This window comes from Klebsiella sp. 4_1_44FAA (assembly GCF_000238715.1).
In the GTDB taxonomy this organism is placed as follows: Bacteria; Pseudomonadota; Gammaproteobacteria; order Enterobacterales; family Enterobacteriaceae; genus Klebsiella; species Klebsiella pneumoniae.
In genome coordinates this window covers 234286-256033 of the sequence record NZ_JH414802.1, presented here as the reverse complement: position 1 = coordinate 256033, position 21748 = coordinate 234286, and the positions used below count along the sequence as shown (strand labels likewise).

General features: G+C 58.3%; 19 protein-coding genes and 2 pseudogenes. 9 read left to right on the top strand and 12 right to left on the bottom strand.

What is annotated here, in order from left to right; genetic code table 11:
- Positions 1 to 308 precede the first annotated feature (308 nt).
- Together HMPREF1024_RS09280 and HMPREF1024_RS09285 are read left to right on the top strand one after the other, a co-directional pair.
- Positions 309 to 1688 (top strand): amino acid permease, encoded by a 1380-nt coding sequence (locus HMPREF1024_RS09280; RefSeq protein ID WP_009309020.1) that lies wholly within the window; start codon positions 309 to 311, stop codon positions 1686 to 1688.
- A gap of 250 nt (positions 1689 to 1938) precedes the next feature.
- Positions 1939 to 2685 (top strand): hypothetical protein, encoded by a 747-nt coding sequence (locus HMPREF1024_RS09285; protein ID WP_002902411.1) that lies wholly within the window; start codon positions 1939 to 1941, stop codon positions 2683 to 2685.
- A gap of 112 nt (positions 2686 to 2797) precedes the next feature.
- On the opposite strand, the gene HMPREF1024_RS09290 is transcribed toward HMPREF1024_RS09285, so the two are convergent.
- The 3 genes from HMPREF1024_RS09290 to HMPREF1024_RS09300 all read right to left on the bottom strand — a co-directional run bounded on the left by HMPREF1024_RS09290 (position 2798) and on the right by HMPREF1024_RS09300 (position 5053).
- A complete protein-coding gene (locus tag HMPREF1024_RS09290) occupies positions 2798 to 2992 on the bottom strand; it encodes a hypothetical protein (RefSeq protein ID WP_004176404.1) in 195 nt (64 codons plus the stop codon).
- 236 nt (positions 2993 to 3228) lie between these two features.
- On the bottom strand, positions 3229 to 4347 hold the full coding sequence (locus HMPREF1024_RS09295) for an oxidoreductase (protein WP_009309019.1): 1119 nt from the start codon (positions 4345 to 4347) through the stop codon (positions 3229 to 3231).
- Positions 4310 to 5053 carry a DeoR/GlpR family DNA-binding transcription regulator gene (locus HMPREF1024_RS09300; protein WP_004213984.1) on the bottom strand — a complete coding sequence of 248 codons (744 nt, stop codon included), beginning with the start codon at positions 5051 to 5053 and terminating at the stop codon, positions 4310 to 4312. The genes HMPREF1024_RS09295 and HMPREF1024_RS09300 overlap by 38 nt, the downstream gene beginning before the upstream one ends.
- A gap of 278 nt (positions 5054 to 5331) precedes the next feature.
- On the opposite strand from HMPREF1024_RS09300, the gene zntB reads away from it, so the two are divergent.
- From zntB to dbpA, 3 genes are all read left to right on the top strand, one after another.
- Positions 5332 to 6315 (top strand): zinc transporter ZntB, encoded by a 984-nt coding sequence (gene zntB / locus HMPREF1024_RS09305; protein ID WP_009309018.1) that lies wholly within the window; start codon positions 5332 to 5334, stop codon positions 6313 to 6315.
- Between the two features lie 315 nt (positions 6316 to 6630).
- A complete protein-coding gene (locus tag HMPREF1024_RS32090) occupies positions 6631 to 6825 on the top strand; it encodes a hypothetical protein (RefSeq protein ID WP_049245346.1) in 195 nt (64 codons plus the stop codon).
- Positions 6826 to 6839: 14 nt separating this feature from the next.
- The gene (gene dbpA, locus HMPREF1024_RS09310; protein WP_004151591.1) at positions 6840 to 8213 is read left to right on the top strand and encodes an ATP-dependent RNA helicase DbpA; all 1374 of its coding nucleotides are present in this window, start codon (positions 6840 to 6842) and stop codon (positions 8211 to 8213) included.
- Between the two features lie 45 nt (positions 8214 to 8258).
- On the opposite strand, the pseudogene ttcA reads toward dbpA, so the two are convergent.
- The 5 genes and pseudogenes from ttcA to nifJ form a co-directional block, all read right to left on the bottom strand.
- A pseudogene (gene ttcA, locus HMPREF1024_RS0126860) lies at positions 8259 to 9201 on the bottom strand (tRNA 2-thiocytidine(32) synthetase TtcA).
- Between the two features lie 228 nt (positions 9202 to 9429).
- The gene (gene uspF / locus HMPREF1024_RS09315) at positions 9430 to 9864 is read right to left on the bottom strand and encodes a universal stress protein UspF (RefSeq protein WP_004140161.1); all 435 of its coding nucleotides are present in this window, start codon (positions 9862 to 9864) and stop codon (positions 9430 to 9432) included.
- A gap of 81 nt (positions 9865 to 9945) precedes the next feature.
- Entirely contained in the window at positions 9946 to 10158 is a 213-nt protein-coding gene (locus tag HMPREF1024_RS09320) for a KTSC domain-containing protein (protein ID WP_002902432.1), read from the bottom strand.
- Positions 10159 to 10301: 143 nt separating this feature from the next.
- A complete protein-coding gene (ompK37, locus tag HMPREF1024_RS09325; protein ID WP_002902433.1) occupies positions 10302 to 11456 on the bottom strand; it encodes a porin OmpK37 in 1155 nt (384 codons plus the stop codon).
- Between the two features lie 357 nt (positions 11457 to 11813).
- Positions 11814 to 15341: a pyruvate:ferredoxin (flavodoxin) oxidoreductase gene (nifJ, locus tag HMPREF1024_RS09330; protein ID WP_009309015.1), complete on the bottom strand. Its 3528-nt coding sequence runs from the start codon at positions 15339 to 15341 to the stop codon at positions 11814 to 11816.
- A gap of 363 nt (positions 15342 to 15704) precedes the next feature.
- Here nifJ and HMPREF1024_RS09335 point away from each other — a divergent pair, with 363 nt between their 5' ends.
- On the top strand, positions 15705 to 15968 hold the full coding sequence (locus tag HMPREF1024_RS09335; RefSeq protein WP_004140155.1) for a DUF333 domain-containing protein: 264 nt from the start codon (positions 15705 to 15707) through the stop codon (positions 15966 to 15968).
- A 47-nt stretch (positions 15969 to 16015) separates the two neighbouring features.
- Here the strand turns inward: HMPREF1024_RS09335 and hslJ are convergent, their stop codons facing one another.
- From hslJ to HMPREF1024_RS09350, 3 genes and pseudogenes are all read right to left on the bottom strand, one after another.
- Positions 16016 to 16456, bottom strand: coding sequence for a heat shock protein HslJ (gene hslJ / locus HMPREF1024_RS09340; protein WP_009309014.1), 441 nt, complete (start codon positions 16454 to 16456; stop codon positions 16016 to 16018).
- Positions 16457 to 16578: 122 nt separating this feature from the next.
- Positions 16579 to 17568, bottom strand: coding sequence for a 2-hydroxyacid dehydrogenase (locus tag HMPREF1024_RS09345; RefSeq protein WP_002902515.1), 990 nt, complete (start codon positions 17566 to 17568; stop codon positions 16579 to 16581).
- A 147-nt stretch (positions 17569 to 17715) separates the two neighbouring features.
- A pseudogene (locus tag HMPREF1024_RS09350) lies at positions 17716 to 18217 on the bottom strand (DedA family protein).
- A 206-nt stretch (positions 18218 to 18423) separates the two neighbouring features.
- On the opposite strand from HMPREF1024_RS09350, the gene HMPREF1024_RS09355 reads away from it, so the two are divergent.
- Genes HMPREF1024_RS09355 through HMPREF1024_RS09365 form a run of 3 tightly spaced genes read left to right on the top strand, consistent with a single transcriptional unit; the run spans position 18424 to position 21576 of the window.
- A complete protein-coding gene (locus tag HMPREF1024_RS09355) occupies positions 18424 to 21063 on the top strand; it encodes a YdbH family protein (RefSeq protein ID WP_009309012.1) in 2640 nt (879 codons plus the stop codon).
- Complete coding sequence (locus HMPREF1024_RS09360) at positions 21060 to 21245, top strand: YnbE family lipoprotein (RefSeq protein WP_004140145.1); 186 nt, start codon at positions 21060 to 21062, stop codon at positions 21243 to 21245. The genes HMPREF1024_RS09355 and HMPREF1024_RS09360 overlap by 4 nt, the downstream gene beginning before the upstream one ends.
- Before the next feature lie 7 nt (positions 21246 to 21252).
- A complete protein-coding gene (locus HMPREF1024_RS09365; protein ID WP_009309011.1) occupies positions 21253 to 21576 on the top strand; it encodes a YdbL family protein in 324 nt (107 codons plus the stop codon).
- Here the strand turns inward: HMPREF1024_RS09365 and HMPREF1024_RS29005 are convergent.
- On the bottom strand, positions 21577 to 21748 hold a 172-nt coding region (locus HMPREF1024_RS29005), incomplete at its 5' end, for a helix-turn-helix domain-containing protein (protein WP_009309010.1).

The window sequence follows — 21748 nt, the reverse complement described above, 5'->3', positions numbered from 1 at the left end:
GGCTACCAGCCTAACAGTTTTTTGCCTGGCGTGAAGCCTGAGCGGACGGCGGAAAACCGGATGCACCAAAACGGGTCAGGTTCATGCATTAATCCGCTCTTTTTCTCATGATCTGTGCGTTATCTTGCCAGTTTTCGCGTGTGATGCGCCAGGTCGGCGCCGACATGACCAGCTACCGGAACTGATTTGAAAAGAATATTTGAATATATTTCAATTAATTAATTTTTGTCTGACGCTGCAAGACGCTCCGCTGGCCTGAAAGTTGCTACCGGCGAACGTGACTTTTTACAGACAGGGGCAGGTCAGAGATGACAACGCAGCAAGAGCATCAGTTAAAACGCGGGTTAAAAAACCGCCACATCCAGTTGATCGCCCTCGGGGGGGCGGTCGGCACCGGACTGTTTTTAGGTATCGCGCAAACGATCCGTATGGCAGGCCCGTCGGTCCTGCTGGGGTACGCCATCGCCGGGGTTATCGCTTTCTTTATCATGCGTCAGCTTGGCGAAATGGTGGTAGAGGAGCCGGTGGCGGGGTCGTTCAGCCATTTCGCCAACCGCTACTGGGGGCCCTTCGCCGGGTTTATGTCCGGCTGGAATTACTGGGTGTTGTACGTGCTGGTAAGCATGGCGGAGCTAACGGCGGTAGGGATCTATATTCAGTACTGGTGGCCGGAGGTACCCACCTGGCTGTCGGCGGCGATCTTCTTCGTGGCGATCAACGCCATCAACCTGACGCACGTCAAAGTGTATGGCGAGCTGGAGTTCTGGTTCTCGATTGTCAAAGTGGCCGCCATCATCAGCATGATCGCCTTTGGCTGCTATCTGTTATTTAGCGGTCACGGCGGCCCGGCGGCGACGGTGGCCAACCTGTGGCAGGACGGGGGATTTTTCCCTAACGGCATCACGGGCTTGGTGATGGCCATGGCGGTGATCATGTTCTCCTTCGGCGGGCTTGAGCTGGTGGGGATCACCGCGGCGGAAGCCGACGAACCGCATAAAACCATTCCCAAAGCCACCAACCAGGTGATCTACCGTATTCTGCTGTTTTACGTGGGGTCGCTGGCGGTCCTGCTGTCACTCTACCCGTGGCGGAACGTCGTGGAAGGGGGGAGCCCCTTTGTGCTGATCTTTCACGCCATTAACAGCAATATTGTGGCCAACGCCCTCAATCTGGTGGTACTCACCGCCGCGCTGTCGGTCTACAACAGCTGCGTCTACTGCAACAGCCGGATGCTGTTCGGCCTGGCTCAGCAGGGCAACGCCCCGCGTGCGCTGCTGCGGGTGAACCACCGCGGGATCCCATTGACCGCCCTGGCGGTATCCGCCGTCGCCACGGCGCTTTGCGTGGTGATTAACTATGTGATGCCCGGGAAAGCCTTTGCCCTGCTGATGGCCCTGGTGGTGGCCGCCCTGGTCATCAACTGGGCGATGATCTGCATCACTCATCTTAAGTTCCGCCGCGCCATGCAGCGGGCGGGGAAGGTAACGGCTTTCCAGAGTTTCGCCTATCCCCTGACAAACTGGCTGTGTCTGCTGTTTCTCGCCGCGATCCTCGGGGTGATGTATCTGACCCCGGACATCCGCATCTCCGTCTGCCTGATCCCGGTATGGCTGCTGATCCTTGCTGCAGGCTATCTGCTGCGCAGGAAAAGCGCGCCGGCGCCGGTGGCGGCGCTTGAGGAGCGTTAATCTGCGACGCCCTGCCTGGCGGCAGGGCGATATTATTGCGCTGAAAATATATAGCGCCAATATATAGGATGGTTTATATAATTACGATAAATGATAACTAACAATATCACGCTGAATATAAATTAGAATGTGAGGAGACCGCGCGCTTTTTATTGATCTTGCGTACCGCTTTGCTACTATCCAGCCGGCATTGAGACTGTATTTAATAATGCCTGGAAATGGAATAGTAAAAACCATAATGGAGTAGGGTATGAAGCATGTGCACAAGCTGGCCTGGATAGGCCTGTTCGTCAATATTATTATCTGTTTTGTCGCGCGAAATTTATTACTTGATGAAGGACAGCTGAACTTCCATAGTCGGGCGGACGGCGTATGGTCCTGGCTGGTGCTGGCCCTGTTTATTGCCGTGGTGGTTCAGGCGATCAGCATAATGCTGTCAGGCCGCTACCCTTATCTGGCCATCGTCCTGGCGTTTGTTGGCGGCATCGTGATGGTGCCCGCCAGCGTGATCTTTCTGGTGGGTAGTCTGTTCAGCTTGCAAACGCGGATTAACGCCGGATTTACGCCCTGGCGATCAACCACGGCAGTGGGCGAGGCTGATAACCAGCAGCTATTAACCTTTAATGCCTCAGGCTTTTATCCCCAAGGGGCGCTGGCGCTCATCGCCGGGATCATTATTTTAATGATTGGCATGGGGATAGGCGGAGTATTTATTGCCGCCGGTATTGTTGCGCTGTGCAATGGCTATCGTCTGCAAAATCGGGTGGTGATTGGCGTGAGCGGCGAGTCGATGATATTTACGCCGGGGCTCTATGCCGATACCTACGTTATTCCCTTGCGGGATGTTGCCGTAGTTGAACGCAGCAATAATGATGCGAAAGTCCGGCTGCTGATCCGTTCCAGCGGCAGAAGCTTCACGTTGCGTAAAAAACTGCTCGCCGGCGATAAGGTTAATGACGCCTTCGCCGCCATTCTGGCAAAACTGACTACCGTTTAATGCTGGCAGAATAGAGAAGCCGCCAGGCGGCGCGAGGCGACCTGGCGGTGAAAGGTGGGGTTAGCCTGCGCGGCTACCGCACCAGCTTGTCTCTTACGAACAGCACTGCCTGTTAATCCACGTTAGTAAAATAATCGCGCGCGGCGGTCTCGACGCGTTTCGCATCCAGCCCGGTCTTCTCAGTGATCTGTTCGATAAACGATTTAAATTTTTCGCTCATCACGTTACCCCCTTCCCAGTGGGCGACGTAAAATTTGCACTGATAGCGATAAAAATGGAGAGTGGTATCTCCTAACGTGTAATACATGCGCTTCTCCTGTCCGGTAGTACGGTTGCCGCGTCCACAGCGTCAGCAACCTCTTTCTCATTACGATCGATCTGCATTCTATCCTCCTCCCAATTGGCTGAAATTTCCAGCGGTGCTTTGCGCCATGGAGCAGGATAAAGCAATGTTAATCTGCGGATAGATAGTGATTTTTTCTAAGGTGGCGCAAAAGTAGCGGTTACCTGCGGGCCGCGCAGGTAACCGGAGAACAGGGCGGATTAGCGCAGCGTGTTGCGCTCGTCGTCGGACAGGTCCAGGGTCTGCACCATAACACTTTCAGCAGAGCGCACCGCCGCTTCCAGAACGGCCATCACCGCCAGCGCTTCCACCGGCGGCACCGGATTGGCGATCTGGCCCTTCAGCGCATCGCGGATCAGCATATAGTACTGGCGCTGATCGCCCTGCGGGGTAGCCTGCGCGTGGGCCTGCAGCGAGGCATCATAGATAACCAGCGGGTCGTCATCCTGGCCCCAGTCGGCGCTGCCCGGTACCACGCCCGCCAGCAGCTGGCTCTCCTGTTGGTCGGCCCGCGCTTTGATAACGCTACCTTTATCGCCGTGCACGGTGAAGCGCGACGAGCCGCCCGCGACCAGCATGCTGCAGTGCAGGATCACTTTATGCGCCGGGTAGTTTAATACCACATGCGCCCAGTCGTTGATCTCCGCCCCGTCGCGCAGGGTGGCTATGTTACCTTGCACCGACTGCGGCAAACCAAATAGCTGCAGCGCCTGGTCGATCAGGTGCGGCCCCAGGTCGAACCACAAGCCGCTGCCCGGGACGTTCTGCTCGCGCCAGCGGACGCGGACTTCCGGGCGGAAGCGGTCGAAATGCGACTCGAAATGTTTCACCGCGCCGAGGGTGCCTTGCTCAATCACCTGACGGATCCCGAGATAGTCGCTGTCCCAGCGGCGGTTATGGAAGACGGAGAGCAGACGCTGTTTCTCCTCCGCCAGGGCGATCAGCTCCCGGGCCTCCTGCATATCGAGGGTAAAGGGCTTATCCACCACCACATGTTTGCCGGCGTTCAGCGCCAGGCGGGCCAGCGGGGCGTGCGTGGCGTTAGGAGAGGCGATGACCACCAGGTCAACGTCCGGATGCTGGACCGCAGCTTCCGGGGAGGCGATCACCGTGACGTCCGGCAGGTCGCGTTTGACCTTCTCTTCATCGCGGGAAGCGACGAACGCCAGGTTCAGCCCCGGCACCGAACGGATAAGCGGCGCGTGGAAGGTCTTACCGACGAATCCGTAGCCAATCAGGGCGATATTTATCGTGTTGTTACTCATCAGGTTCTCCACGTTGTTAAGCGTCAGCAATATGTACAGAGAGGGCGGGGTCATCCCCCAGCTCAGCCCAGGGACGATCAAGAAAAAGATGGTGAATGTCGCTGAGCCCGGCCACCCGCCACGGTTCGCAGCGGTTGAGTTTGGTATGGTCCGCCACCAGCCAGTGCTCGGCGCTGGCGGCCAGCATGGCGCGTTTAACGTCGGCATCAGCTTCCTGGCTGGCGCTCAGCCCCAGCCCGGCATGGAGCGCGCAGGCGCCGAGAATGGCGATATCGGCCCGGTAGCGGGTGACCAGCGCCAGGGTGGCGCTGCCGGCGAACAGCCGTTGTTTACTATCCCACTGGCCGCCAAGCAGGATCAGCTGGATATCGGCACGGTCGCTGAACAGCTGAGCGATATCCAGAGATGCCGTGATCACGGTCAACGGCCCTTTCAGCTGGGCTGCCACCGCCAACAGCGTGCTTCCGGCGTCGAGAAACAGCGTCGAGCCAGAGGGAATGCGCGCGGCGACCTGCTGACCCAGGCGCTGCTTGGTCTGGGTGAGAAGAGCGTTTCTGCCCTGGCGCGTCATGGCCGGGACGTTAAGGGCGATGGCCCCGCCGTGGCTTTTCTGCAGCACGCCCTGTTGTTCCAGGTCGCTCAGATCGCGGCGAATGGTATCGGCCGACACCTGCAGCTCTGCAACCAGTTCGCTGATGCTCAGCTGACCGGTTTCGCTAAGCCTGTCGAGAATATGTTTTTGCCTGGCGAGCTTATGCATGGCCATTGACTCCGCAAATTAACGCAATAAACAGCATAATACAGCAAGAAGTTGCAAAATAAACGGCAAAACGTCGCTCTGTATGTGTTGAATCGTGAAGAACTTGATTTCACTAAGTTTTAACGTTAAATGAGGGGAGCGCCGCGACCGGGGCGAAAGCGCTTTTCAATGAAGCGACTAGGCCTGTATTTCCGGGTTATTAAAAGCAAGAATGCGCGCTTTCGCGTACCTTATAGAGAAGGCGCGTAATTTAGCAGATATGGATTAACGGAGGTTGAGTGGACGCGATTAAAGGCTCGGAGTTGCAGATACCGGACGCGATCTTCGCGTGGGTGCTCGACGGGCAGGGGGGCGTTAAGCCGCTCGCCGATGACGATATTATCGACAAAGACAAGCCTTGCTGGCTGCATCTCAACTATACCCATAACGACAGCGCCGACTGGCTGGCGGCCACCCCGTTGCTGCCCAATAACGTACGCGATGCCCTGGCGGGAGAGAGCACCCGGCCGCGGGTGACGCGGATCGGTGACGGGGCGCTGATCACCCTGCGCTGTATCAACGGCAGTACCGATGAGCGGCCCGACCAGCTGGTGGCGATGCGCCTGTATATGGATGAGCGGCTGATCGTCTCCACTCGTCAGCGCAAAGTGCTGGCGCTGGACGATGTGCTGGGCGACCTGAAGGAAGGTAATGGCCCGACGGACGGCGGCAGCTGGCTGGTGGAGGTCTGCGATGCGTTGACCGATCATGCCAGCGAGTTTATCGAACAACTGCACGATCGCATTATCGACCTGGAAGACGACCTGCTCGATCAGCAGGTGCCGCCGCGCGGATTTCTCGCGCTGCTGCGTAAGCAGCTGATTGTGATGCGCCGCTATATGGCGCCGCAGCGCGACGTTTATGCCCGGCTGGCCAGCGAGCGGCTGCCGTGGATGAGTGACGATCAGCGGCGGCGAATGCAGGATATCGCCGAGCGGCTGGGGCGCGGTCTGGATGAGATCGACAGCTGTATCGCGCGGACGGCGATCATGAGCGACGAGATCGCCCAGATTATGCAGGAGTCGCTGGCGCGGCGGACCTATACCATGTCATTGATGGCGATGGTGTTTCTACCCAGCACCTTTTTAACCGGCCTGTTCGGCGTCAACCTCGGCGGGATCCCTGGCAACAGCTGGCATCTGGGGTTTAGCCTATTCTGCTTGATGTTAGTCGTTGTCATCGGTGGTGTTGCGTGGTGGTTACATCGCAGTAAATGGCTGTAAAGAATCGCCTTTTAGCGGCTGTAGTGCCGGGAAAACCCGGCAATGTTTGAGCGAAATCAATAAACCATCTACCCATTCAGGGCAATATCTCTCTCGCAGGTGAATGCAACGTCAAGCGATGGGCGTTGCGCTCCATATTGTCTTACTTCCTTTTTTGAATTACTGCATAGCACAATTGATTCGTACGACGCCGGCTTTGTTGAGTCGGCTTTTTTTTGCGCTCTCCGGACCAGCTTCTACCCTTACTAAGACACCCGACGGTTTCTGGCCGTTGACGCCTGCGGGTACGCCCGTATCACTCTCCGGGAGGCCTCTATGTATTACGCTTCAGAGCTGACAGCCCAGTCTATCCCTATCTCGCCCGAGCCGAACGATCCGGCTCCTTTACCCGATCCACGACCGCGTCCGCAGCCCCAGCCCGATCCGCCGCCTGACGAAGAGCCGATTAAATTGTCGCATCAGGCGCGGAGATCTGCGAGGATACGCGCCTGCAGATTGTCTGCCTTTTAATACGAGAATACATTGTGACCGCTTTTTCTACCCTGACTGTTTTACCTGCCGCCCAATTAGCCAACCTTAACGAGCTGGGTTATCTGTCGATGACCCCGGTTCAGGCCGCCGCCCTGCCGGCGATCCTCGCGGGGAAAGATGTGCGCGTGCAGGCAAAAACCGGCAGCGGAAAAACGGCCGCATTTGGGCTGGGTCTGCTGCAGCATATCGATCCGGCGCGCTTCGAGACCCAGTCGCTGGTGTTGTGCCCGACCCGCGAGCTGGCCGATCAGGTCGCCGGCGAGCTGCGCCGCCTGGCGCGCTGCCTGCCGAACATCAAGATTCTGATGCTCTGCGGCGGGCAACCCTTTGGCGCCCAGCGAGATTCCCTGCAGCATGCCCCGCATATTATCGTCGCCACCCCGGGCCGTCTGCTCGATCATCTGCAGAAGGGAACGGTCTCCCTTGACGCGCTGCAGACCCTGGTGATGGACGAAGCGGACCGCATGCTCGATATGGGCTTCAGCGATGCCATTGATGAGGTGATCCGCTTCGCACCGGCTGACCGGCAGACGCTGCTGTTTTCTGCTACCTGGCCGGCGGCAATCGCGGCGATCAGCGGCCGGGTGCAGCGCAATCCGCAGACCATTGAGATCGACACTGTCGACGCGCTCCCGGCGATTGAACAGCAGTTCTTTGAAGTTTCCCGCCACGGTAAGATTGCCCTGCTGCAGCGCCTGCTCAGCCAGCATCAGCCCGCATCCTGCGTGGTGTTCTGCAACACCAAACGCGATTGCCAGGCGGTCTGCGATGCGCTCAACGCCGCCGGGCAGAGCGCCTTGTCGCTGCATGGTGACCTTGAGCAGCGCGATCGCGATCAGACGCTGGTGCGCTTCGCTAACGGCAGCGTCCGGGTTCTGGTGGCGACCGACGTCGCTGCCCGCGGTCTGGACATCAAATCCCTGGCGCTGGTGGTGAATTTCGAGCTGGCCTGGGATCCGGAGGTGCATGTTCACCGCATCGGCCGTACCGCCCGCGCCGGTGAACAAGGGCTGGCCATCAGCTTCTGTGCGCCGGAAGAGGCGCAGCGCGCCACTATTCTGGCCGACATGCTGCAGCTTTCCCTGAACTGGCTGCCGGCGCCGACGGGCAACACCATCGCGCCGCTGACGGCGGAGATGGCGACGCTGTGTATCGACGGCGGGAAAAAGGCGAAAATGCGCCCGGGAGATGTGCTGGGAGCCCTGACCGGGGATATGGGCTTTGATGGTGCCGATATCGGCAAAATTACCGTCCACCCGGCCCACGTCTATGTGGCGATCCGCCAGAATATGGCGCAGAAGGCGTATAAGCAGTTACAAAATGGCAAGATCAAAGGTAAATCCTGCCGCGTACGACTGCTGAAGTAAGGGCAGGAGAGTGCGTCTCAGGCGGCTGCCTGAGACGCGTGAGGGTTATTTCACTTCCACTACGTTCAGACGCAGCTCATCGAGACGGGCGTCTTCTTCTTCCGGCTGCCAGCCGGCGGGCTGCAGGGGAATATCTTCCCGGTCAAACGCCAGATCGCCACCATCCACCACCTCTGAGCCGTGGGTGATACCTTTAAAATCAAACAGATTGACGTCGCTCAGGTGCGAAGGCACCACGTTCTGCATCGCGCTGAACATGGTTTCAATGCGCCCAGGATAACGCTTGTCCCAGTCGCGGAGCATATCGGCGATCACCTGGCGCTGCAGGTTTGGCTGCGAACCGCACAGGTTGCACGGAATAATCGGGAAGCCTTTGGCCTGGGAGAAGCGCTCGATGTCCTTTTCGCGGCAGTAGGCCAGCGGGCGGATGACGATGTGTTTGCCGTCGTCGCTCATCAGCTTCGGCGGCATCCCTTTCATTTTGCCGCCGTAGAACATATTCAAAAAACAGCGTCTGCAGGATATCGTCGCGATGATGGCCGAGGGCGATCTTGGTCGCCCCGAGCTCGGTAGCGGTACGATAGAGGATGCCGCGACGCAGGCGAGAGCACAGCGAGCAGGTGGTTTTTCCTTCCGGGATCTTCTCTTTGACGATGCCGTAGGTGTTCTCTTCGACAATCTTGTATTCAACCCCCAGCTGCTCCAGATACGCCGGCAGAATATGCTCCGGGAACCCTGGCTGCTTCTGATCAAGGTTCACCGCCACCAGCGAGAAGGAGATGGGCGCGCTTTTCTGCAGATTGCGCAGGATCTCCAGCATGGTATAGCTGTCCTTGCCGCCTGAAAGACAAACCATAATGCGGTCGCCCTCTTCAATCATATTGAAGTCGGCAATCGCCTCACCGACGTTGCGGCGCAGACGTTTCTGCAGCTTATCGATGTTGTACTTTTCTTTTTTACTTGATTTCTTGGTTTTGCAGCATGTAATAGTGGCTCAATTCATAGTGTGGCATCAGAAGAGCACGCATTCTGCCAGCCGCTGAACAACGTGGCGCTGGCGCGTAGCAATTATTGAGGTTTGACAGGCAACCGTGGCGTGTATGGTACGGATTCAGGGGCGGAATGTCAGCATCTTTCCGGCACTTTCGGCAGCGAGCAGCCAGGCGGGGGCGGCTGATGCGGAAATAAAAAGCCCGCCGGGCGGCGGGCTGCGGCGTTAGCGGACCACCAGTACCGAGCACTCGGCGTGACGAACCACCGCGGCGGCGTTGGAGCCCAGCAGATAAGTTGTGATATCCGGTCGGTGCGAAGCGATGATCACCAGGTCGGCTGGCAGCGACTTGGCCAGCGCAAGGATTTTATCTTTTGGCGATCCTTCCGCGACGTGAAAATGCATCCGGTCTTCCGGGATGGAGAACTGCTTCGCGATCTCTTTCAATTGCGTTTCAGAACCCTCACGCAGCTCATCCATGCCGGGAAGCTCAGCGGTATAGGCCATTCCCAGTGAGGCATAATAGGGCAGAGAAGGGATCACGGTGAGGAAATGCACCTCGGCGTCGTCAATCCGCGCTTCCGATTCAACGTGACTGATAATGCGTTCAGTAAATTCTTTATCAGAGATATCGATAGGGACAAGAATCATTCTGCTCATAAAACCTCCTGTTTAAGTATCCCTTCATATTGTACGGTATTAGGGCACGTTTTGTATCATGACCGCAGTCACACTTTGACATTAACGTAGCTTGCGTTCGGGAAATTTTCCTTTGATCACCCCATCATAATACCGGCCTTTTGACACCACCTGTAAAAAATCATGAAAAATACGCGGTGGGACCCCGGTATATTGTAATGGCGGCTGGTGATAGAAATAGATTTCCAGTGTGGCGGAGGCGTCATCGTAGGCGACGGAGATAATTCGGGAAGATTTAACCGGATGGTGGTGCATGATGGACGTCCTCGGGCAAGCACTGACTGGCCATGACTATATCATTAAACGGACGGCTATTTTAGTCCGCGAGATATAGCGTTTTGTTTTATCTGCAGCGAGGCGGGTGGGGGAAAGCCCGCCGGAACCGGCGGGCAGGCGCATCAGAACTGGTAAACCAGGCCCAGGGCGACGATGTTATCGGTAGAGATACCGTTGTCTTCGTAGAATTTGTCGTTACCATCCAGCAGGTTGATTTTGTAATCAACATAGGTGGACATATTACGGTTGAAGTAATAGGTCGCGCCAACGTCCATATATTTGACCAGATCTTTATCGGCATAGCGGCCGTTATTGTACAGATCTTTGCCTTTGGACTGCAGGTAGGAGATGGCCGGACGCAGGCCGAAGTCGAACTGATACTGCGCGGTGACTTCGAAGTTTTGTGTTTTATTGGCGATACCGCCACCGTTGGTACTGCTGGTAGAGCCGTATGGCGTCATATTGCGGGTTTCAGAGTACATGGTCGCCAGGTAAATATCGTTGGCGTCGTACTTCAGGCCGGCGGTCCAGGCGTCCGCTTTGTCGCCTTTGGCGTATCGTTCGGTGTGAGTATAGTGTTGCTGGTCGCCTGTACGGTCAGACGAGGTGTAAGCTGCCGCCGCGCTGATACCCATGCCGAAGTCGTAGGAAGTGGAGAGGCCGAAACCATCGCCATTGTCGAAGCGAACATCGCTGTCGCTGCTGCGGTTATTGGTGCCGACGTTGATATCCTGCGCGTTCTGGCCTTCGTTTTTACCCTGATACTGCAGGGCGAAGTTCAGACCCTCCACCAGACCGAAGAAATCGCTGTTACGGTAGGTTGCGACGCCGTTGGCGCGGCCTGCCATAAAGTTATCCGCATAGGTGTAGGAGTCGCCGCCGAACTCCGGCAGCATATCGGTCCAGCCTTCAACGTCGTACAGCACTCCGTAGTTACGACCGTAGTCGAAGGAGCCGTAATCGCCCACTTTGATACCGGCGAATGCCAGACGGGTCCACGCCTGATCGCTGGAGGTCTCGGTGTTGTTGGCCTGAACGTTATATTCCCACTGGCCATAGCCGGTAAGCATATCGTTGATCTGGGTTTCGCCTTTAAAGCCAAAACGTAAATAAGTTTGATCGCCGTCTTTTTTCGAGTCGCTGGAGAAATAATGCAGACCATCTACCTTGCCATAGAGATCTAATTTATTCCCGTCTTTATTATAAATTTCCGCCGCATGCGCGGCACCGGCGGCTAATAAAGCCGGAATAACGAGGGCCAGTACTTTTCTTTTCATGAAGAAATTCCTTTAACTGTTTTTATGTTTTAACTTCCGGGTGGGAAGTGAACTCATGCTAAAGGAGCGGTCTGAGATCCGGTAAGACTCAATTGTTACGATATAAGTAAAATCTAAAATAAATAATACCAATGAAATGGTGATAATTATGCTGAATGCATTTATAGATAATATACAAAATAAAAATTATACATGCCCGGGCTAATCACGTATTATTTGCGCGTTATATGCCTTTATTGTCATGCCAATAATTTATTGTTGCCGTCTCATTCTGCGGAATGATGTTGTTTATCGGTAAAACGACAAGCCCGAACGTTGTGTTCGGGCGTTTTTTTATGGACAGAGGTGACGGGGCGGTTAACCTTCGCTTGGCGATTTCTCCGCTTTGCCAGCCAGCTGGGCGAGGAAGTCATAGCGCTTCTGCAGATCGGCGGCGGCGTCTTTCCATAGCTGCTCCGCCACTTCAGGCTGCTGGGCGTTCAGGCGGCGGAAACGTTGCTCATTAAGCAGCGTCTCGGCCAGCGCGTCTGATGGCGGACGGGAATCTAGCGCCAGCGGGATCTTGCCTTCTTCCGCCCGACGCGGGTCGAAGCGGTAGAGCGGCCAGAAGCCGGTGGCGGTCAGCTGACGCATCTGGTCGTGGCTGAGCGCCAGATCGTAGCCATGCTCTTCGCAAGGGCTATAGGCGATGATCAGCGATGGCCCCGGATAGGCTTCCGCTTCCTGAATCGCTTTCACCGTCTGGTTCAGCTGCGCGCCCAGCGAAATTTGCGCCACATAAACATGACCGTACATCATCATGCTGACGCCCAGATCTTTACGCGCCTTGCGTTTGCCATGCTCGCCAAACTTAGTCACTGCTCCCAGCGGGGTGGCTTTTGACGCCTGCCCGCCGGTGTTGGAGTAACACTGAGTGTCCAGCACCAGAATATTGACGTTTTCCGTCAGGCTCAGTACATGGTCCAGGCCGCCGAAGCCGATATCGTAAGCCCAGCCGTCGCCGCCGATCAGCCAGACGGATTTCTCCACCAGCGCGTCGGCATCGGTCAGCAGCTCTTCAGCACCCGCCACGCCGGCCAACGCCTGACGCAGGGCCGCCACCTGTTCGCGGCGAACTTCCGGCGTCGCCTCGGCGTGCAGCGCCGCGTTCAGCTCTGCCGGCAGCTTGTCGGCGAATTCGCTCAGCAGGCGCATCACGCGCTGGCGATGCTGGTCGACGGTCAAGCGGAAGCCGAGCCCGAATTCGGCGTTATCCTCAAACAGCGAGTTGGCCCACGCCGGGCCGCGGCCGTTGGCGTCGGTAGTGTACGGTGTCGAGGGCAGGTTGCCGCCGTAAATGGAGGAGCAGCCGGTGGCGTTGGCAATCAGCATTCGGTCGCCGTACAGCTGGGTCAGCAGTTTGATATACGGCGTTTCGCCACAGCCCGAGCAGGCGCCGGAGTATTCAAACAGCGGGCTAATCAGCTGCGAGGTGCGAATATCAATGCGCTCCAGTTTGCTGCGGTCGATTTCCGGCAGGTTGAGGAAGTACTCGTAATTGACCTTCTCCTCTTCCACATGCTCCAGGCGGGACATCATATTGATGGCCTTGATCTCCGGGTTCTGGCGGTCTTTTGCCGGGCACACTTCGACGCACAGGTTGCAGCCGGTGCAGTCTTCCGGGGCGACCTGCAGAACGTATTTCTGCCCGCGCATATCGCGGGATTTCACATCCAGCGAATGCAGGCTGGCAGGGGCGTTCTCCATCTCTTCCGGGGCGACCACTTTGGCGCGGATCGCCGAGTGCGGGCAGGCGGCGACGCAGTGGTTGCACTGAGTACACAGCGCTTCCTTCCAGATGGGGATCTCTTCGGCGATGTTGCGTTTCTCCCAGCGGGTGGTGCCCATGGGCCAGGTGCCGTCCGGCGGCAGGGCAGAGACCGGCAGCGCATCGCCGAGCCCGGCCAGCATCGCGGCGGTGACCGTTTTGACGAAATCCGGCGCGGCGTCGGAGACCACCGGCGGGCGGTTCGGACTGCTGGCGTTCACCGGCTGGAGCGGTACTTCCGCCAGTGATTCACGGGCCAGGGCCAGCGCCTGCCAGTTGCGCTCCACCAGCTCCTGACCTTTACTGCTGTAGCTTTTGGCGATGGCTGCCTGCAGTTCCGCCAGCGCGCTATCACCCGGCAGGATCTGGGTTAAATGGAAAAAGGCCATCTGCATCACGGTATTAATGCGCGCCCCGAGGCTGCATTCGCGGGCGATCTTTGCCGCGTTGACCACGTAAAAACGCGCTTTTTTCTGATTCAGGGTGGCCTGGACTTCCTGGGGCAGGCGGGACCAGACCTCATCGGCGCTGTACGGCGTGTTGAGCAGGAAAATGCCGCCGGGCTTCAGCCGCTCGGCCATCTGGTATTTATCGATAAACTGCAGCTGGTGGCAGCCGACGAAATCAGCCTGCGAAATCAGATACGATGAACGAATCGGTTTTTCGCTGACCCGCAGATGCGAGACGGTGAGGCCGCCCGCTTTCTTCGAGTCATAGACAAAATAGCCCTGGGAGAACCATGGGGTCGAGTTGCCGATGATTTTGATGTTGTTTTTGGTGGCTGACACGCTGCCGTCGCTGCCGAGGCCGTAGAACAGGGCCTCGAGCTTGGCCTCTGCCGGCAGGGTATTTTCGCCCAACGGCAGCGACAGGTTGGTCACGTCATCATAGATCCCGACGGTAAAGCGCGGCTTCGGCTGGGCGGCCTGCAGTTCACTGAATATCGCCAGCACGCATTCCGGACCAAACTCCTTGGAGGAGAGACCGTAGCGGCCGCCGATAGTGCGCGGTAGCGTCTCGCGCTCGCCGCGGTTAAAGGCTTCCGCCAGGGCGGTCATCACGTCGAGGTAAAGCGGTTCGGCAAGCGCGCCGGGTTCTTTGGTGCGATCCAGTACGGCAACCGCGCGGGCGCTCTCCGGCAGCGCCGCCAGCAGGTGGGCGGCGGAGAACGGGCGATAGAGGCGGACTTTTAGCACGCCGACTTTCTCGCCGCGACTCAGCAACTCATCGACCACCTCTTCGCAGGTGCCGATGGCCGAGCCCATAATGACGATCACGCGCTCTGCCTGCGGGTGGCCGTAAAACTCAAACGGTTTGTACTGACGGCCGGTGGCGGCAGCGAAATCGTCCATCGCTTTCTCGACATGGTCATACACCGCGTCGTACCACGGATTGGTGGCCTCCCGGGACTGGAAATAAGTGTCGGGGTTGGCCGAGGTTCCGCGGATCACCGGGTGTTCCGGGTTGAGCGCGCGCTGGCGATGCTCAGCGATCTTATCCTGCGGCAGCAGGGCGCGAATGGTGTCATCCGCCAGCGGGGCGATTTTGTTGATTTCGTGCGAAGTACGGAAACCATCAAAGAAATGAATAAACGGCACCCGGCTTTGCAGGGTGGCGATATGCGAGATCAGCGCGAAATCCTGCGCTTCCTGGACGCTGCTGGCGCACAGCATGGCGCACCCGGTCTGGCGGACGGCCATGACATCGGAATGGTCGCCGAAGATCGACAACGCATGGGTAGCGACAGTGCGGGCGGCGACGTGCAGCACAAACGGCATCAGCTGGCCGGCCAGTTTGTACAGCGTGGGGATCATCAGCAGCAGGCCCTGCGATGAGGTAAAGGAGGTGGAGAGGGCGCCGGTCTGCAGCGCGCCATGTACGGCGCCAATGGCGCCCGCCTCCGACTGCATTTCGACCACGCGGGGAACATCGCCCCAGACGTTTTTCAGTCCATTGCCGGCCCAGGCGTCAGCCTGTTCCGCCATCGTTGAACTGGGCGTGATCGGGTAGATGGCGATAACTTCACTGGTGCGAAACGCGACGGAAGCGACCGCGCCATTACCATCAATCGTAATCATATGAAGACACCCTTACATTGCGCAAAAGAATGGACGCGTGAAACCGCGACGCGCCCTGTAATTATATAAGGGGTAGTTTAGCAAACCGCTGACCCCGCCATTTTTGCATTTGTGTCCTCAATGCGCCGGGTACCCGTGACCAGATCAATATTTTGCGTGGTTCGCGGAGAAAATGGCTGCCTGCCGGGAGATGAACCACCTGCGCCGGGCGACATGGCCGAGGCAGATCAAGCTTTCGGCGAAAATTTGCTAGAAAATGTTAATGAGGCGCATAAATACGTACTTCCCCTCTCGACGCCGCCCGCCACGCTGCCTATTATTCTGGGGTTTGCTTTTTTTAAGACGTTTCCGAGGGGAGAGAGAATGCGAGCTGCGATGTTAGTAGGATGTGCGGCGCTGTTGCTGTCCGCGTGCAGTAGTGAACCCGTTCAGCAGGCCACGGCGGCGCACGTCACGCCGGGAATGCGGGCGGCGATGAGCGACGCCGGTCAGGCCAACTGCGCCATGATAGGCGGCTCGTTATCGGTGGCTCGTCAGCTCGATGGTTCGGCGATTGGCATGTGCGCGCTGCCGAACGGCAAACGCTGCAGCGAGCAGGCGCTGGCGGGCGGCAGCTGCGGCTACTAACAGCCGGCCCCGTCGGCGGGGCTGCGTCAGCGGCACCTCAACGCCGGCTAGTGCATCAGGTCGGCGAGCTTATAGACCAGCGTCTGGTCGGCGGTCGCCAGCGTCAACTGGTTTTCCGTCAGATCGACCTGCGCACCCTCGCGCAGCATCTTGCCGATCGTCGCATCCAGGGTATTGAGCTGGGCGTCGTGGCACAGCATCCGGGTCATCGCCAGCGATTTGACCTTCAGCTCGCCGTCCGACACTTTACCTTCCCCGCTAAAGCCGTTGCACATATTGCCGGATACATACATCTTGCCCGTAATAGCCATCTTCTCACCGAAGCTTAGCTCCAGCGGCCGGTCGCTGGCGTTGACCGCCTGGCCGTTGACGCTGGTCAGCACGAAACGATGATGCTGCAGCTGTTCCGCACCGGTGGACACCTTACTGTTATAGACACAGCCGGACAGCAGCATACCTGCCGCCAGAAGCGCCGCAAATTTGTTCATTTTCACTCCAAAACATTCACATAACTAATAAAACCAAGCCAGTGTAACGGTATCGCAGCGGGGATCTGTGGGGATTATCTGAATGTGCTCCCCCCGGGAGAGGAGCACAAAAGGGAAAGGCATTAGACGATGGCGTTCGGACAGGTTTCGCCGTTGGCGACCTGCTGCAGGTTACCCAGAGTGGTCTCCGAAATGCTGATCAGCGCCTCGGCGGTGAGGAACGCCTGGTGGCCGGTAAACAGCACGTTATGGCAGGCGGAGAGGCGGCGGAAGACATCGTCCTGGATCACGTCGTTGGATTTGTCTTCAAAGAACAGATCGCGTTCGTTCTCATAAACGTCCAGCCCCAGCGCGCCAATTTTCTGGTGCTTCAGGGCGTCGATGGCCGCCTGAGAGTCGATCAGGGCGCCGCGGCTGGTGTTGATCACCATCACCCCGTCTTTCATCTGATCGAAAGCTTCGCGATTGAGCAGGTGGTAGTTTTCGTCGGTCAGCGGACAGTGCAGGGAGATCACGTCCGATTCCTTGTACAGCGTGGCGAGGTCAACATATTCCACCCCCAGCTCCAGCGCGGCGGCGCTTGGGTACGGGTCGAACGCCAGCAGGCGCATGCCGAAGCCTTTGAGGATCCGCAACATCGCTACGCCAATTTTCCCGGTGCCGATCACCCCGGCGGTTTTGCCGTACATGGTGAAGCCGGTGAGGCCTTCGAGGGAGAAATTGGCATCGCGGGTACGCTGGTAAGCGCGGTGGATGCGGCGGTTGAGCGACATCATCATACCGATCGCATGCTCAGCGACCGCTTCCGGAGAGTAAGCTGGAACGCGCACGACGCGCAGGCCAAGCTCCTTTGCCGCCTCAAGGTCGACGTTGTTAAACCCGGCGCAGCGCAGGGCGATATATTTCACCCCGTGGGCCTTCAGCTCTTCCAGCACCGGGCGGCTGCCGTCGTCATTGACGAAGATACATACCGCTTCGCAACCGTTGGCGGTTTTGGCAGTCTTCGCTGTCAGCAGGAAATCGAAGAATTCCAGTTCAAAGCCGTATGCATCATTAACGTGCTGCAGGTACTTTTTATCGTACTGCTTCGTACTATAAACCGCGATTTTCATAAGACTTTTCTCCAGTGATTATACCGTCACGGTAGCATATTTAAAATAATCGTACAATTATTAAAAAATAGTTTAATGAGAGGGTGCTAATCCTAATTCTAGAGCATATCGCGGACTTGCGGAATCTCTTTGAAAGACAAAGTTTTTTCACCACAAACTGAGGCTGAAAGCGCCGGGGGCGAGCAGCAGAAGCGGCCACAGCAGACCGGAGCTGACGTTAGCCAGCTGAAACGACCACAGCGGCAGACTGCTGGCGCCGCTAACGAAGGGCAGCGTAGCCCTCAGGGGAGAGAGAAAGCGGCTGAAAAAAGATAGCCCACGGGCCATAGCGCTGAAAGAAGAGGCGGCTGCGGGCCAGACGCTCGGCGGTCAGCCAGCGTAGATGGGTGAGGCGATGACGGTAGCGAATGCCCAGCCGCCACGATAGCCAGAATCCGCCGATGGCGCCGAGGCTGGCGCTGGACCACATTAACAGGAAATGTCCGAGGCTGGCGGAAGCGAATGTCCCCAGCAGCAGCAGGCCGGAGGTGCCGGGGATTGCCAGCGAGACCAATGCGCAGGATTTAGTGAAGGTAAGCAGAAAAACAATCAGCAATACCCATGGATAGTGGTCCTGTGCGCTCTCTATGAGCGAGATAATTAACGACACCGCCTCTCCCGCAAGCTATTCCCGTCTGGCTGGAGTGTGGCAGGAGCGACTTAAACAACAGTTAAATGATTATGGCCGAACGTCGCGCCGCGAGTCCGGCTGGCAACTATGCTTTAACAGGCCGTAAACTTTCACTCACTGGTCGAACGTGTCACAATGGACGCCTTTCGGCTTTTACTTATGTTGAATCAGGATATTAACTGCCCATGAAGGGTAAATATAAAGCCGCCATCGCGCTGGTGTTAGTTCTGGTGTTATTGCCGCTAACCCTGCTGTTGACGCTAACCCACTGGGTGCCGACGCTGGCGGGCATCTGGCTGCCCGTGGGCACGCGTATCTCTTTGCAGGAGAGCCCGCGCCTGACGCGGTCGGCCCTGCTGATCCCCGATCTGCGTTATCTGGTGGGCGACTGTGAAATCGCCCGGGTGACCGATGCCCGTCTCTCGCGTCCCAGCCGCTGGCGGCTGCATATTGGCCAGCTGGAGATCAACAGCGCCTGCCTGAGCAAACTGCCGGCCAGCGATCCCTCTCCCGGTTCACCGCGCACGCTTGCCGAATGGCAATCGATGTTGCCCTATAGCTGGTTAACCATTGACAATCTGCGGCTGTCGCCGTGGGAGAAATGGCAGGGGCGGCTGGTAATGTCATTAACGCCTGCGCAGCAGGATATCGGCTTTGCCGGGAAGGAACTGAGTCTGCAGGCGCGCCTGCGCGGCCAGGCGCTCACCGTCAGCCAGTTCAGCGCCCGGCTGACTGACGATCAGCCGCCGGTGAAGCTGGTGGGGACCTTCCATCTGCCGCTGGTGCCGGATGGTCTGCCGGTCGACGGCCAGATGCAGGGCACCATCGAATTCCCGCAGACTGCGGAATGGATCGATGCTGAGCTCGAGTGGCAGCACAATCGCGGCCAACTGCTGGTCACCCCGCGGGGTGAGGTAGAGCCTATTCTGGACCTGCCGTGGGAGATCACCCCGGAGCGGATCACCATCAGCGACGGCCGCTGGCGCACCCGTTACGAGGCGTATCCGCTGCGCGGGCGGGTGGCGCTGTCGGTGGGTAACTGGCAGCAGGGCACCGAACAGATGATCGTCAGCGGTCGCCTGAATGTTCTCACCGAGGGGCATGCCGGGAAGGGCAATGCGGTACTGAATATTGGTCCGGGCAAGCTGAGCATGGATAACAGCGATCTGCCGCTGCGGCTCACCGGCGAGGCCAAGCTGGGGGAGATGATACTATACGCGGCGCTGCCGGCTCAGCTCAGCGGGCCGCTGATCAGCCCGCAGCTGGCTTTTCACCCCGGTGCGTTGCTGCGCTCGCGCGGGCGGGTGATCGACGCGCTGAATATTGACGAAATCCGCTGGCCGCTGGCCGGGGTTAAGGTCACTCAGCAGGGCGTCGATGGCCGCCTGCAGGCGATCCTTCGCGCCCATGAGCAGCAGATGGGCGACTTTACGCTGCATCTGGACGGTCAGGCGAGCGATTTTCTGCCCGACAGCGGCCGCTGGCAGTGGCGCTACTGGGGCGAGGGACATTTTACCCCGATGCAGGCGCGCTGGGATGTGAAGGGCAGCGGGGAGTGGCGCGACAATGCTATTACCCTGAGCAGCCTTTCCACCGGCTTCGATAAGCTTGAGTACGGCACAATGCGGGTCAGCACCCCGCGTCTGACCCTCGAGCAGCCGATCCGCTGGCTGCGCGATGCTGAGCATCCGCGGTTGACCGGCGCGCTGTCGCTGGACGCCGCCAAAACCACCTTCTCCGGCGGCAGCTATCTCCCGGCCTCAACGCTGAAATTCGCTCTCGACGGTCGGGACCCGACGTGGTTCCAGTTCACCGGCGCCCTGCATGCCGAGGCTATCGGTCCGGTGCGTCTGTCCGGGCGCTGGGATGGCGAACGGCTGCGCGGCCAGGCGTGGTGGCCAAAACAGTCGCTAACGGTGTTCCAGCCGCTGGTGCCGCCGGACTGGAAGATGAACCTGCGCGAAGGCAGTCTCTACGCGCAGGTGGCCTTCTCGGCGGCAGCCGGGCAGGGATTTGAGGCGGGCGGCCATGGCGTCCTGAAGGGCGGCAGCGCCTGGATGCCGGATAACCAGATCAACGGCGTCGATTTCGTCCTGCCGTTCCGCTTCAGCGACGGTCACTGGCAGCTGGGCATCCGCCGCCCGGTCTCCCTGCGCATTGGCGAAATCGTCAACCAGGTCACCGCGCGTAATCTGACGGCGGACCTGCAGGGTACCTGGCCGTGGAGCGAGGCCAATCCGCTGCAGCTCAGCGACGTCAGCGTCGATCTGTTAGGCGGGAAACTGACGCTGCTGCAGCTGCGTATGCCGCAGCGCGACCCGGCGTTGATCCGCCTGCAGCATATCTCCAGCAGCGAACTGACCAGCGCCGTCAAGGTGAAACAGTTCGCCATGTCCGGCGCGGTGAGCGGCGCGCTGCCGCTGTGGCTGGAGAATAATCAATGGATCATCCACGACGGCTGGCTGCGCAATGACGGACCGATGACCCTGCGGCTGGATAAAGACACCGCCGATGCGCTGGTGGCGGATAACGTCTCCGCCGGGGCGGCGATTAACTGGCTGCGCTATATGGAAATCTCCCGCTCGTGGACGCAGATTAACCTCGATAATCTGGGCGTGTTGACGCTTAAGGCCAGCATTAACGGCACCAGCCGGGTGGAAGGGAAAAGCAGTACCGTGCATTTAAACTACGCTCATGAAGAGAATATTTTCGACCTGTGGCGCAGCTTGCGCTTCGGCGACAATTTACAGGCGTGGCTCGAGCAGAATGCTACGCTGCCCGTACGGCGCTGTACGGACGGTAAGACATGTAAGGAACCTAAATGAAGAAGCTGTTACTGGCCATGGTGGCGTCGATGCTGCTCGCCGGCTGTACGCCGCGCATCGAAATCGCGGCGTCGAAAGAGCCCATCACCATCAATATGAATGTCAAAATTGAGCATGAGATCCATATCAAGGTCGATAAGGATGTGGAAAACCTGCTCAAATCCCGCAGCGATTTGTTCTGAGGCGACGATGAGAAAACGACTGTTAACCGCGGCGCTGACGCTGGCTTTACTCAGCGCGCCCGCGCTGGCGTTGACCCTGAGCGAAGCGCGCCAGCAGGGACGAGTGGGGGAGACGCTGAACGGCTATCTCGCGCCGCTGCGTCAGGATAAAGAGACGCTGGCGCTGGTAAAGCAGATTAACGCCGCGCGCAGCGAAAGCTACCAGCAGCTGGCGGATGACAACAATCTGCCGGTGGATGAAGTGGCGAAAATGGCTGGGCAGAAGCTGGTGGCCCGCGCGCAGCCCGGGGAGTACGTCCAGGGATTGAACGGCCAGTGGGTGCGCAAATAATTAGCGACAGCGCTTGCGGTATTCCCCCGGGGTGACGCCAAAGCGCTGCTTAAAGGCGGTGGAGAAATGGCTGTGGTCGCTGAAGCCCCAGCGGTAGCCGATCCCCGCCAGCTTTTCATCGTCATGGACATTCTGTAACGCCTGGGCACACAGATCCAACCGCCGGTTCTTA

Bases quoted from the DNA above. Each gene is read 5' to 3' on its own strand.
- HMPREF1024_RS09280 (WP_009309020.1), top strand. From the start codon at position 309: ATGACAACGCAGCAAGAGCATCAGTTAAAACGCGGGTTAAAAAACCGC.
- HMPREF1024_RS09285 (WP_002902411.1), top strand. From the start codon at position 1,939: ATGAAGCATGTGCACAAGCTGGCCTGGATAGGCCTGTTCGTCAATATT.
- HMPREF1024_RS09290 (WP_004176404.1), bottom strand. From the start codon at position 2,992: ATGTATTACACGTTAGGAGATACCACTCTCCATTTTTATCGCTATCAG.
- HMPREF1024_RS09295 (WP_009309019.1), bottom strand. From the start codon at position 4,347: ATGACCCCGCCCTCTCTGTACATATTGCTGACGCTTAACAACGTGGAG.
- HMPREF1024_RS09300 (WP_004213984.1), bottom strand. From the start codon at position 5,053: ATGCATAAGCTCGCCAGGCAAAAACATATTCTCGACAGGCTTAGCGAA.
- HMPREF1024_RS32090 (WP_049245346.1), top strand. From the start codon at position 6,631: ATGTATTACGCTTCAGAGCTGACAGCCCAGTCTATCCCTATCTCGCCC.
- uspF (WP_004140161.1), bottom strand. From the start codon at position 9,864: ATGAGCAGAATGATTCTTGTCCCTATCGATATCTCTGATAAAGAATTT.
- HMPREF1024_RS09320 (WP_002902432.1), bottom strand. From the start codon at position 10,158: ATGCACCACCATCCGGTTAAATCTTCCCGAATTATCTCCGTCGCCTAC.
- ompK37 (WP_002902433.1), bottom strand. From the start codon at position 11,456: ATGAAAAGAAAAGTACTGGCCCTCGTTATTCCGGCTTTATTAGCCGCC.
- nifJ (WP_009309015.1), bottom strand. From the start codon at position 15,341: ATGATTACGATTGATGGTAATGGCGCGGTCGCTTCCGTCGCGTTTCGC.
- HMPREF1024_RS09335 (WP_004140155.1), top strand. From the start codon at position 15,705: ATGCGAGCTGCGATGTTAGTAGGATGTGCGGCGCTGTTGCTGTCCGCG.
- hslJ (WP_009309014.1), bottom strand. From the start codon at position 16,456: ATGAACAAATTTGCGGCGCTTCTGGCGGCAGGTATGCTGCTGTCCGGC.
- HMPREF1024_RS09345 (WP_002902515.1), bottom strand. From the start codon at position 17,568: ATGAAAATCGCGGTTTATAGTACGAAGCAGTACGATAAAAAGTACCTG.
- HMPREF1024_RS09355 (WP_009309012.1), top strand. From the start codon at position 18,424: ATGAAGGGTAAATATAAAGCCGCCATCGCGCTGGTGTTAGTTCTGGTG.
- HMPREF1024_RS09360 (WP_004140145.1), top strand. From the start codon at position 21,060: ATGAAGAAGCTGTTACTGGCCATGGTGGCGTCGATGCTGCTCGCCGGC.
- HMPREF1024_RS09365 (WP_009309011.1), top strand. From the start codon at position 21,253: ATGAGAAAACGACTGTTAACCGCGGCGCTGACGCTGGCTTTACTCAGC.